Annotated in this window: 9 protein-coding genes; 6 read left to right on the top strand and 3 right to left on the bottom strand. The window is 49.4% G+C overall.

Annotation, left to right across the window (positions count from 1 at the left end; genetic code table 11):
- Positions 1-352: 352 nt before the first annotated feature.
- Positions 353-961 carry a TetR/AcrR family transcriptional regulator gene (locus tag A3849_RS04995; protein WP_074110424.1) on the bottom strand — a complete coding sequence of 203 codons (609 nt, stop codon included), beginning with the start codon at positions 959-961 and terminating at the stop codon, positions 353-355.
- Between the two features lie 122 nt (positions 962-1083).
- Here A3849_RS04995 and A3849_RS04990 point away from each other — a divergent pair, with 122 nt between their 5' ends.
- The 5 genes from A3849_RS04990 (at position 1084) to A3849_RS04970 (ending at position 8345) form a co-directional block, all read left to right on the top strand.
- Positions 1084-1650 (top strand): cysteine hydrolase family protein, encoded by a 567-nt coding sequence (locus A3849_RS04990; protein WP_074110423.1) that lies wholly within the window; start codon positions 1084-1086, stop codon positions 1648-1650.
- Between the two features lie 45 nt (positions 1651-1695).
- Entirely contained in the window at positions 1696-2898 is a 1203-nt protein-coding gene (locus A3849_RS04985; protein WP_074110422.1) for a multidrug efflux MFS transporter, read from the top strand.
- A gap of 22 nt (positions 2899-2920) precedes the next feature.
- Positions 2921-3571 carry an MBL fold metallo-hydrolase gene (locus A3849_RS04980; RefSeq protein ID WP_074110421.1) on the top strand — a complete coding sequence of 217 codons (651 nt, stop codon included), beginning with the start codon at positions 2921-2923 and terminating at the stop codon, positions 3569-3571.
- A 299-nt stretch (positions 3572-3870) separates the two neighbouring features.
- Positions 3871-4608, top strand: coding sequence for a UMP kinase (gene pyrH, locus A3849_RS04975; protein WP_074110420.1), 738 nt, complete (start codon positions 3871-3873; stop codon positions 4606-4608).
- Positions 4609-4823: 215 nt separating this feature from the next.
- Positions 4824-8345 (top strand): OmpL47-type beta-barrel domain-containing protein, encoded by a 3522-nt coding sequence (locus A3849_RS04970; protein ID WP_074110419.1) that lies wholly within the window; start codon positions 4824-4826, stop codon positions 8343-8345.
- 129 nt (positions 8346-8474) lie between these two features.
- Here A3849_RS04970 and udk read toward each other — a convergent pair whose 3' ends face one another.
- The gene (gene udk, locus A3849_RS04965; RefSeq protein ID WP_074110418.1) at positions 8475-9110 is read right to left on the bottom strand and encodes a uridine kinase; all 636 of its coding nucleotides are present in this window, start codon (positions 9108-9110) and stop codon (positions 8475-8477) included.
- A 190-nt stretch (positions 9111-9300) separates the two neighbouring features.
- Here udk and A3849_RS04960 point away from each other — a divergent pair, with 190 nt between their 5' ends.
- Entirely contained in the window at positions 9301-10413 is a 1113-nt protein-coding gene (locus A3849_RS04960) for a threonine aldolase family protein (RefSeq protein ID WP_256700654.1), read from the top strand.
- Positions 10414-10507: 94 nt separating this feature from the next.
- Here A3849_RS04960 and A3849_RS04955 read toward each other — a convergent pair whose 3' ends face one another.
- The gene (locus tag A3849_RS04955; RefSeq protein WP_074110417.1) at positions 10508-11824 is read right to left on the bottom strand and encodes a glycosyltransferase family 2 protein; all 1317 of its coding nucleotides are present in this window, start codon (positions 11822-11824) and stop codon (positions 10508-10510) included.
- Between the last annotated feature and the right edge of the window lie 382 nt (positions 11825-12206).

Raw genomic sequence — 12206 nt, 5'->3', positions numbered from 1 at the left:
CACAGCTTGTAGTATCTACTGCGTTTACGGTACATTGTCTTTATGAACTCTTTATGAACGGGCTAAGTAAGCAAACTGACGTGAAATGATAATTATCAAATAAGGGTTCATCTCAACATGGCGATACAAAGGTCACTATGTTGAGATGAACCCTGTTTGTGTTTTGTTCGATCATATTCGAGAAGAAAGGCACCCAACATGGTGCTATTAAATCTGGCTCTATAGCTGCCTTATCACAAATAGGGTGAAGCGTGGTGCTGCGAGATTAAGCGGATTATAAAAAAAGCGGCCGTCCCCGACGTTATTTCGTCCAGGCCGCCGCTTTATTGATAGTAAGTCATTCAAAATCTAATCATGGCTGCGAATTGAATATCAAACAGATTTGTTCCAAGAACATCTCGGGCGAATATCCACGCTCGTCTCTTTGAAAGGAATAGGAATCGCTGCTTAAAGCCATCAGTAGCATATCGGCCTTGAAGACGCTGTTCGGTTTGGGCTGCCCGGTTACGCTCATTTCGTCGAACAGCTCGACTAACAGCTGATGCAGTTCGATATATAAAGGGCTTTGCGTCCGAGACTTAAATCGATTCGTCGCTGCGGATTCTTCGACTCCTTTAAGCAACTGGGACTTCTTTTCCCTGAAACGGATAAATAAGTCAAGAACCCCCTTCAATCGTTGGCTTGGCGAATTTGTCCGGTTTTGCGTCAAATACGCTTCGATATTCTCGAAGTGGAGGACGATATTTTCTCTCATTAAATCCAGACACAGTTCGCTTTTGTTTTTATAACGGCGATACAGCGTTCCCGGACCGATCTGCGCTGCTGCGGCAATTTGGTTCATACTGACTTGTTCCACGCCATTCTGCTCGAAGAGTCGAAGCGACGCGTCCAATATGCGCTGACGATTCTCCGCAGCATCGCGGCGTTCTAAGCGGGGTTGAGGTGTCTGTGAATCAAACATGGATAGCTTCACTTCCTAAAATTCAAAAGTTAGTCGCCTTGACAAGCGGAGACTTCTCCGGTTAATATCAAATGGAGAGGTCTCCATTTAATGTTATCATAATAAGAAGGAGCTTACAACACATGCAAAATCACAACAGAACGGCACTGTTGGTCATGGATATGCAGAACGGCATTGTATCTCGTTTTGCACCAGAGGACTTGTTTCCGGTTCAAAAAGCGGTGGAAGCCGCGCGTGAGCACGCTATCCCGGTTATTTACGTGCGAATCGCATTCCGCGAAGGTTACCCCGAGCTCAACCCGCGCAACAGGTCGTCAGCCAGAATTCCTCAATACGGCGGAATGATCACGACGGACACAGGGACGCAAATTCATGAATCCGTAAAGCCTGAGCCGGGCGAGCCGATCGTCACGAAGTTTCGCGTCAGCGCGTTCTCCGGCAGTGACCTTGAGATCATCCTCCGGTCCCGCCAGATCGACACGCTGATTCTGAGCGGGGTTGCCACAAGCGGTGTCGTGCTGTCGACATTGCGGGAAGCGGCGGATCGAGATTATGCGCTCACGGTTCTCTCGGACGCATGTGTCGATGGCGATCCCGAGGTTCACCGAGTTCTAGTCGAGAAGGTGTTCCCTCGTCAGGCGGACGTGCTGACCGTTGAAGCTTGGATCGATTCTTTGGGTATTCTTTAAGGTCTGGGCCGCGGAGCAAAGAAAGCGGAAAGAAGGCTTGTTGCTATGCCGATTTGGAAAAGAAATTTGTTCGTATGCTGGTTTGGGATGTTTGTAACAGGCGTGGGAATGAGTCAGATTGCGCCTGTATTACCGCTTTTTATCAAGCATCTGGGAATTCATGATTCAGGCGCAGTCGCCCAATTTTCTGGAATTGCTTTTGGCATTACCTTTATTATCTCGGCTATTTTCTCCCCTATTTGGGGTGCAGCCGCCGACAGATTCGGGCGCAAACCCATGTTGTTGCGGGCAAGCCTGGGCATGGCTATCGTGATCGGCTGCATGGGCTTTGCACATCATGTGTACGTATTGATTGGGTTAAGATTATTGCAGGGAGTCATAACCGGGTACGGCACAGCCTGTACGACATTAATTGCGACTCAGACGGATAAAGAACACGCGGGCTATGCGCTAGGCACACTGTCTACCGCAAGCATTGCAGGTTCCTTGCTGGGGCCCATGATTGGCGGTTTTGTGGAAGAGAACTTCGGTATGCAAAATGTATTTTTTAGTACAGGTGCGCTGCTGCTGATTGCCTTCCTTACAACCGCCTTATTCGTAAAAGAAACGTTTACGCGCGAAGATAAACAAGTGCATAGTGCCAAAGAGATCTGGACGCTTATTCCGGAGAAGAGCTTGATGATTACGATGTTCGTAACCTTCTTCATATTAACTGTGGCGCTGTATTCGGTGGAACCGATTCTCACCGTCTATATTGCCCAGTTGTCCCGCAATCTCAGTCATGTTGCTCTGATCGCAGGCATCACGTTCTCGGCCTCGGGACTGGCCAATATCGTTGCTGCTCCAAGGCTGGGGAAGCTGTCTGACAAAATTGGGGCGCATAAGGTGATGTTGATTGCCCTTGTCGCGGCAGGAATCATTTTCATACCGCAAGCATTCGTAAATAATCCGTGGCAGTTAATGATCCTTCGTTTCTTATTAGGGCTCACAGCAGCGGGGTTGACCCCTTCTGTAAATATCCTGATCAAGAAGATTACGCCGTCTGCTATTACGGGAAGAGTTTTCGGGTTTACCATGTCGGCAGGGTATTTGGGCGTATTCGGAGGCTCCGTCTTAGGCGGGCAGGTGGCAGCCTGGCTAGGCAGCAGATACGTATTTATAGTTACGGGTGGGCTGCTGCTGATCAATGCGGCGTGGGTTTATTTTAAAGTGTTTAAGAAGATGGAGAGCAAACGGCTGTCATTCTAATAACTGAAGGAGTAAGTTACTTATGCAGATAAAATGGTATGGGCATTCTTCTTTTCTGCTGACTTCGGATGAAGGAACGAGGATTCTCATCGATCCCTACTATAAGTTTCTTGGCTACCGTATGCCGGTTCCGGTTGAATCGGATATTGTCGGGGTTACGCATAATCATGGCGATCACAATAAGGTTAAGGCCGCTTCGGGCAGTTACTTGCTTGTGAACGAACCGAAGGAATACAACCGCGGCGATGTGATCATAAGCGGATTCAAGACTTTCCACGATAAGGTGAACGGCAAGAAAAGAGGGCCCAATATTGTTTTCCGCTTCCGGATGGACGGACTGACGATCTGCCATTGCGGGGATCTGGGGCATCTGCTCACAGAGGAACAAGTCCAAGCAATCGGCAAAGTGGACGTTCTCATCGTTCCCGTAGGGGGGAGAATGACGCTCGATGGGCCGGAGGCCGTTCAAGTGATGCGCCAATTGCAAGCGACTGTAGCGATTCCGATGCATTATAGCACGAAGGCATTGGGTATTCTCGGGAGGATCTTCTTCGCCAAGGTAGACAAATTCCTCGAGGCTGCCGGGGCACGGACGACAGATGTGAAGACGTTGAACGTGTCCAAGGGAAGCCTTGCCCAATATGCTGGCGTCGTTACTATGCAGTATGAATAGATGAGTAAGAGAGAAGGTCAAAATCTGCCGTAACTCTCCACAACGCCTTGCCGTTCAGAATGTCTTCGGAGTACGTATCGTCAACAAGGTTTGTCTTTTTACTGCATATTTCTCCACCATTGAATATTGCTTCAATAGAGTATAGAATAAGTTGATGAAAAATTACTGGAAGGGGTGAGAATATGAGGAGGAAACGGAAGGACTACAATCAGCCGACGGTTACCATTTCATATTCTCGTTCCATGAAACACTAAAGCGTTCGTTGCTTTAGTGTTTTTTATTTTACGGAGGTGTAAAAGTTGACAAGGTACAAAAGAGTTCTTATTAAACTAAGTGGTGGAGCAGTCGCTGGAAACACGGAATTTGGTTTTGATCCTGAGAGATTGGATCACATTGCTAACGAAATTATGTCAGTTGTGAGCTTAGGTGTTGAGGTATCCCTGGTTATAGGCGGCGGGAATATTTTTCGTGGCAATATGGCGGACAGTTGGGGAATAGAAAGAGCAGAAGCTGACAACATTGGGACGTTTGCAACTGTTATCAATAGCTTAATGCTTCGAGGAGTTCTTAAAGCCAAAACGAACAAAGAAGTTCGTGTAATGACAGCAATGCCCATTACCTCAGTTGCTGAACCATACATCAGACTAAGAGCAGTACACCATCTGGAAAAGGGCTACATTGTAATTTTTGCAGGAGGAAACGGGCAACCCTACGTTACAACAGACTATCCTTCAGTTCAAAGAGCAATCGAAGTTAATTGTGAAGCGCTGTTAGTTGCAAAACAAGGTGTGGATGGTGTTCTAAATGCGGATCCAAAGTACGATAAAGATGCAAGGAAGTTCAGATCCCTTCATTACAACGATGTTTTACAACATAACTTAAAGGTAATGGATCAGTCAGCGTTCATCTTAGCCAGAGATTACAATCTGCCCATGCATGTGTTCAACTTTGACAAGCCAGGCTCAATGAAAGAGATTTGTGAAGGGAAAAATAACGGTACGATCATTAGTAGTGAGTCAGTTTTGGAAATGGAATAAAGAGGACAGCGAATCAACGTAAAATCCGCAAAAGCTATGGAATGTCCCTAAAAGTTTAAATAATTCACTATACGCACGCCTGAGAGAGGGCTTACAATTCACGGAGAACACGTATCATCACCTAATTCCGGGGAGGAGGAAGATGCAGCCGCAGGACGTATTTGAAGTGCCTTGTTATTTTAACAGCAGTAGAAAAAAGGAGATGAGCTGTAGAAATGAACAAGAAACACATTGGAATGAAACGTATTCTGGCAGGTTTCTTTGGCCTAATCCTTATTATTGGAATGATTCCTGCAATGTCTGTTACTGTAAGCGCTACCACTTCCGGAAGGGCAAGTGAACTGACCGTCAACGGTACACCACCTGCGGGTCTCTATACAAGTGTTCCGGTTGGTGCGGCGTGGAATGACAGTACCGGAAACTCCATCCAGGCCCACGGCGGAGGCTTCGTGCAGCAGGGCGGCTGGTATTATTGGGTCGGAGAGAATAAATCAAGCAATTCCCATAATACTACAGGCATTAATCTGTACAGATCGAAGGATCTTCTTAACTGGGAATTTGTGTCTACGATCCTGTCCAATACGACAAACCCTGGATATACCACAGCTACAACGCCCGGGCTCATCAGCCCCCAGACCCAGCAGTTCAATATGGAGCGTCCGAAGCTGATTTATGATCAGGCCAGCGGGAAGTTTGTTCTGTTCGCCCACTGGGAGAACGGAACCAGCTATGGGAATTCCCATATTCTGATTGCTTCCGCAGGTTCAGTGGACGGCCACTACACCGTACTTCATAATTTCCGTCCGGGTGTGGGTTATGTAGGAGACCCTAATGAAAAAGATGAGTCCTATACGGGAACGGACGGCAAATGGGGTTATGGCTCCCGCGATTTCACCGTCTATCAGGATCCCGGCACCGGTGAAGCTTACCTGATCAGCACACAGGATTGGCAGAACATGCGCGTGTACAAGCTTACGGAGAACAGCACGAATGTTGACTGGCAGAACTCCTATCTGCTATTCAGCGGCGGCAGGAGGGAAGCGCCTGCCATGATCAAGGCTAATGACGTCTACTATATCATTACCTCCAGTCAGTCAGGCTGGTATCCGAATCAGGCCATGTATTCCTTCACCACCGATATCCGTAATCCAAGCGGATGGTCGGCTCTCCAGCCCGTGGGCAACAACACCACCTTCTACAGCCAGCCCACCAATATTATGGAGATTGCTGCGGCAGATGGCAGCAGGCAATATGTATACATGGGCGACCGCTGGAATCCCGAGGCTCTAGGCACCTCCGCTTATGTGTGGCTGCCCTTGAACATCGACAGTACCACACACACCATGACCATGGGCTATACAGAGGGGTGGTCACTCGACCCTGTGACCGGAGCATTTCATTTCCCGGATGTATCCAATGTTTCGCAAGGCAAACCGGTAGAAGGTGAAGACAATGTCGTTTCCGGCAAATTGCTGAAGTACATTAACGATGGTTCCTACGATGAGGCGGATACCTGGTCAGCAGGTACACTGTACTATCAGCAAAATAAGGTCCCATACGCAGTAACAATTGATTTGCAGGAGATATTCGATCTTTCCCGCGTGGATATCAGCTTCAAGCAATTCAATGGTTCCGAAGCCTATTACGACTATACGGTACAAGGCAGCAATGACAACAAGAACTGGACAATCCTGGCGGATGAGACCCAAAATAAAATGACGGGCTTCAAAAGCAATACACTGGGGGGGAAATACCGGTATGTGCGGCTCTATGTCACCTCCGTCATTAATGCACACAATGGCAATTCCACAGCCAGTTGGGAGAACGGCATGCTTGAGGTCCAGGTGTATGCGAACAACCTCACGAGGCCGGTTGCCCCGCTGCCGGCAGCAAGCGAAGAGGGCGGCAGATACACTTCAGATCAGACCATAACACTTTCTAGTAAGGCCGACGGAGCCAAGATCTATTACACGACTGACGGTACAGAACCTACGGATCACAGTACGCTCTATACCACTCCGGTCACTTTGACGCTGGGCCGCACGATTCTCAAGGCGGTTGCCTATGCAGAGGGTATGGAATCAAGCGGTGTGATGACCAAAGACTTCAATATCATCGACCCGAACATCATTGTCTCCGTGAGCAGTCCTACGGAATATGCGGTGACCACGGGGGAAGGGGCCTCCGGCCTTCCGGCAACACTTCAAGCGGTGAATGCTGCAGGGAACACGGTTACGGTGCCGGTCATCTGGAATACGGCTGGTGTGACCTTTAGTCCTTATACATCTGTGAAGATTACGGGCACATTGCCCGGATATCAAGTGAGTGCCACGGTTGATGTGGTAAATGCAGGTTTAACCTACTTCATCAGCGGGGGTTCCCAGGGCAATTCCGCTTTTTATAACGCGGCTAAGGCTAAACTGGGCGGACAGCTGGTAAACGCAGTGTCTGATCAGGCATACAACGGACAATGGGGCTACACTGGTAAAATCGGTACTGACATTGGGTATCACTCCAGTACCAGCAGTATTTATGAGAGCGGCTGGTGGGCTTACTCCAATAAGAGCATCAACTACACCGTTCATTTGGACCCTGGAACCTACACGTTGATTTCCGGCTATAAGGAATGGTGGGGAGCCACCCGCGGCATGACCTTCTCAGCCAAGGATGCCAACGGCAGCGTACTTGCTTCTAAGAGCTTTACCATCAACAAAGCAACCCTGGCCGATCAGGAGAAGATAGAATTTACGCTGGCTACAGCTCAGAATGTACAAATTAGCGTAAGTAAGGTCAGCGGCAGTGATCCTGTACTGGCGTGGCTGGCTATGGAAAAGAAAACACCGGTCACGACGGCTTCATTCTCACCGGCATTACCGGATGGGGAGCAGGGCTGGTATATTAGCCCGGTGTCGTTGACTCTTACTGCCGCTGAAGCAGGAGGAACTGTAACCGGCGCAGTGTACAGCGTTGATAATGGAACGATGTGGAGCAACTACACCGGTCCGGTTACATTTAATGAGGATGGGCAATATTCCGTAGCCTATTATTCAACGGATGCGGCCGGAGGAGCCGAATATCCAAAGACCCGGACGTTTAAGCTGGATCATACCGCGCCGGTCACCACAGCCAGTTTGGGCTCCGCGAGTCCTGCAGAATCCGGATGGTATACATCGGAGGTTACTGTAAGCTTAGCGGCAAGCGACAATGTATCCGGTGTGGCGAGAACGGAATACCAGATCAATAACGGGGAATGGACCCCGTATACCGGATCTATTCCCGCCTTTGGTGAAGGGGTCTATACCGTAGGCTATCGTAGCACGGATCAGGCAGGCAATGTCGAGCCTATCCAAACCCTCGAACTGAAGATAGACAAGACGGCGCCAGCGCTAACCGTCCAATTGGATACAACAACCCTATGGCCGGCCAATCATAAAATGGTGACGATTCACGCTGCATTGAACCCGGGTGATGCTACATCAGGGGTTGAATCGGTAATATTAACCTCCATTACGATCAATGAACCGGACAGTGGTCAAGGCGATATTCAAGCCAGTGTAGGAACAGCAGCCACATCCTTTAGTTTACGCGCGGAAAAAGGGAAGGATAAGGCAGTGGGCCGTATCTACACAATTACGTATACGATAACCGATAAAGCAGGGAATAAAGAGACTTCTTCCGTAACCGTCAGAGTGCCTCATGATCAATCTGTAAAAAATAATAATCAACAAGCTGAATAACCAATAAGAAATTCTGCATCCGGTCCAATATGGAAAAAGCAGGTCTGTCCATAACCGGTGCAAGGTGAAATCTCGTTCTACACAAAAAGGCCGCCGGGAGCTCCCGGCGGCCTGTACAATCTTCAACTTTTACTTCATGGTCCACTGATGGTCGCCTGACAGATATTTCTCTGTAAGTACAGACAGCAGCTGGATGCCTACTTCATTCTGCCCGCCTTCGGGAATGATCAGGTCGGCGTATTTCTTGGACGGCTCGATAAAGGCTTCATGCATTGGTTTGACCGTGGTCAGATACTGGGTATGGATGGAACGGATCGTCCGTCCGCGTTCCTCGATATCCCGCAGTACACGGCGGAGGATGCGCACATCCGGGTCGGTATCGACAAAAACCTTAATATTCAGCTGCCCGCGGAGCTTCTCATCGGAGAGCACATGCAGACCCTCTACGATAACGATATTGTTCGGCAGCAGTTCAACGGTCTTGTCGGTAGAGCGGGCGTGAATCGTAAAATCATACACCGGGGCATAAGCAGCCTGTCCGGATTGGAGGCAATCCAAATGCTCGATCAGCAGCTCCGTATCAAAGGCAAGCGGGTGATCATAATTGATCGCTCCGCGTTCCTCGAAGCTGAGGTAAGAATGGTCTTTATAGTAGTTATCCTGAGATATGAACGTCACTTTGTCTGTTCCCAAACGGTCAATGACGGAGCGTGCTACCGTCGTTTTGCCGGAGCCGGTCCCGCCGGCGATACCAATAATGAGCATGGTGTTGTAATAAACCTCCCTAAGCGATTGCCTTTGCAATTCCAATATTGTAGCACAGCGATGCATTAATTTCACCTGAACAGCGGGGAACAAACCGTGAACTTTTGAAAAAAAGGGGGTTTCCGGCGGAAAATGATATAATTTTGTCAGATGGGCTAGACCCAAGCAGGCGGAGAGGGGAGTTAGGAGTATGGATATTAGCAAAACGATGAGCGATAACAGCCAAACCTTATTAGAAGCTTTTAATGCGGCTCCAATACAGCTGGCAGGCCACGGCAAACGGGAGATCCGGGTGTTGAAGGAAGCTTTTGCCGGGGTAGAGGATAGTGTGGTCAGTGACATGTACGGTACAGGTGAGCTGATCGAGGGGTTTCAGGCGGAGATGGCAGAGGTGCTGGGGAAGGAAGCGGCTGTATTTTTCCCGAGCGGTACGATGGCACAGCAGATTGCACTTCGAATCTGGAGCGACCGTAAGGGCAGCAAGTCTGTAGCGTACCACCCGCTCTGCCACTTGGAGATACATGAGCAGGATGGGTTAAAAGAGCTGCATCATCTGGAGCCGCTGCTGCTCGCTGACAAGGACCGTCTGATTACACTTGAAGATGTGATGAACATGGGTCAGGGAGTAGCCTGTCTCCTGCTGGAGCTGCCGCAGCGCGAGATTGGCGGACAGCTTCCGGAGTATGCAGAGCTTGAAGCAATATCCGCCTATTGCCGTGAGCAGGGGATTATGCTGCATCTGGACGGCGCGCGTTTGTTTGAGGTGCTGCCGTATTACGGCAAAACTGCCGCTGAAGTCTGCAGCCTGTTCGACAGCGTATATATCTCCTTTTATAAAGGCATTGGCGGAATTGCCGGGGCCATTCTTGCGGGAAGTGCGGACTTTACCGAAGAATCGAAAATTTGGAAACGGCGGCATGGCGGCGATCTGATCAGCCTGTATCCATACATTATCTCCTCACGGCATTATTACCGGCAGAGAGTGGACAAGATGGCTCAATATTATGCGGAGGCCAAGGAGCTTGCGGCTCTGTTCAACGGCTGTCCTAACGTAAGTACTCTGCCGGAAGTGCCGGTGTCGAACATGTTCCATGTGCATTTTGCCCTGTCCAAGGTGAAGGTAGAGCTGATTCTGACCCAGGTCAGCACAGCAACCGGTGTAGGCTTTACTCCGCGTTTGAGGGAGAGCAGCGAGTCGTCGTGTTTTTATGAATTGAGCATTGGCGATTTGTACAGCGGCATTCCCAAGGCGAGTCTGGAAACGGCGTTTGGGCTGCTGGATCGGCTGCTGGGGGAGGTTTAAGGATCACACGGATCAGGGCTGCCCAACCAAAAAAAGGATGGTAGTCTGTGCCCATGCACACTATCATCCTTTTTTATCATCATCGCAGGAAAGTCTACCGGTTCAGCAATGCCCGGACAAACGACACGCGCAGCAGCTGCTTTTTCATCAGCTTGGTGCGGAACTGGCGCTTTAATTGGCTGTAGGCCTTGGGACAATGCTCGCTGGCCCAGCTGTACATTGACTTGAAATCGGTGTGGCTTTTGGCGGAATTCATCAGGTAATACGAGATGGTGTCATACACATTATGGTTGAACCATTCGTTCATTTCCGTCTTGCTGTAGCCGTAGCGTTCGATGGCCATATTGCGGATCAGCCGTTTTTCCTCCAAATTCTCGATCAGAAAGGACTGGCTGAGGTTAAAAGTAATATTGTTGCCATGAATCCGGTACACTCCGGCAAGGGTGTCGATAAACCCGGCATCCCCGATCAGCAGGGCACGCAGGTAAATCGAAGCGTCGTTGACCATGTTCATGTTCAGAATATCCATTGTCATCAGCGTTTCCCGCTTGAAGACCGCTGTCAGGGTTGAGGCTGGTTTGGGATACCCCTTTTGTTCGAAATTCTTGAAGTAGGCTTCCTTCGGGGTAATCCGGTTTAGCTGCAGGCTGGAAGGCTTCAGCTGTTCGGTCTTGGAATACTCCAGGAACACATTCGCAGCTACAAAAGCAATCTCCGGTTGCTCCTGATGGAAATGGACAGCGCGGCTGAAGTAGCTCCGGTCAATCAGATAGTCGTCGTCATCCAGGAACAGAATATACTCACCGTCACCATGAGCGGCAAGCGCTTTGCGCCGGTTATTCCCCGGGCCTTGATTGGTCTCATTCTGCATGAAGATTACACGCGGATTATCGCCATAATTCCGGCTCATGAGTTCTGCCGTACCGTCGCTGGAGCAGTCGTCAATCACCGTAATCTCCTTATGGGGGTAATCCTGACGCAGGATGCTCTGGATGGCCTGGTCCAGGAAGTCTTTTCTATTATAAGTAGTAATAATTACACTGACTTTGGGAAGAGTGTAGGGGTCAGAAGGTGAAGGAAAAAGGATCTCCTGCGTACCGCCGTCCGCTCTTAACCCGGCAAGACCCTTCATCAATTCCAGGATATTTACGGCTTGAATGTTGAATTGCTGGGACAAGTAAAAATCCAGTGCATCCGCTGAGGCGCGCTGCGACAGATAGGCCTCGATCACCCCGGCCAGATTCTCAAGATTCCCCCGTATGCCTGCGTCGGCTTCGCTGCCAATGCTGTCTCTGCATCTGCGTATAAGCTCTTCGCTGGACAGCGCCCCGGCAGGCGGATGCTGTCTATCTTCGTTGAGCTGGTTTAGCAGGCGGTATCCGGCCTGGTGCAATTCCTCGCTGTGAGCCATAGTTGGACCTCCTCAAAGTTTTTTGAATAATATACCCCGATTCAGCTACGAAAAAAACGGCCTCGGAAGCCTATCCTCAAAAGTTTGTTAGCCTCTGCTTCGTTTTATGGAGCTAGGCTCCCCGAAATTGCTGCGTCAGGCAGCTATGCCATGGACAAACGCTAATTCAGGTGAGCCATCCGTCAGCTCCGTATATATTCAGTGGGAATTTATACACTTATTTCCTTAGGCGGAAAGCTGCAGTGAATGTTAGTGGGAAAAAGTAGACTTAAATCAGCGTAAATAAGCGAAATTCGGCCGAATGAGGAGGATTAGGTTTACTTTTTCCACCTAAATGCTCAAAACGGGCCAAATCGAACGAATTAGGTTGCCTTTTTCCACT

Origin of the sequence: Paenibacillus sp. P46E (assembly GCF_001909095.1) — a bacterium.
Taxonomy (GTDB): Bacteria; Bacillota; Bacilli; order Paenibacillales; family Paenibacillaceae; genus Paenibacillus_AQ; species Paenibacillus_AQ helianthi.
The sequence above is the reverse complement of the archived record's forward strand: the minus strand, read 5'-3'. Positions and strand labels throughout refer to the sequence as shown.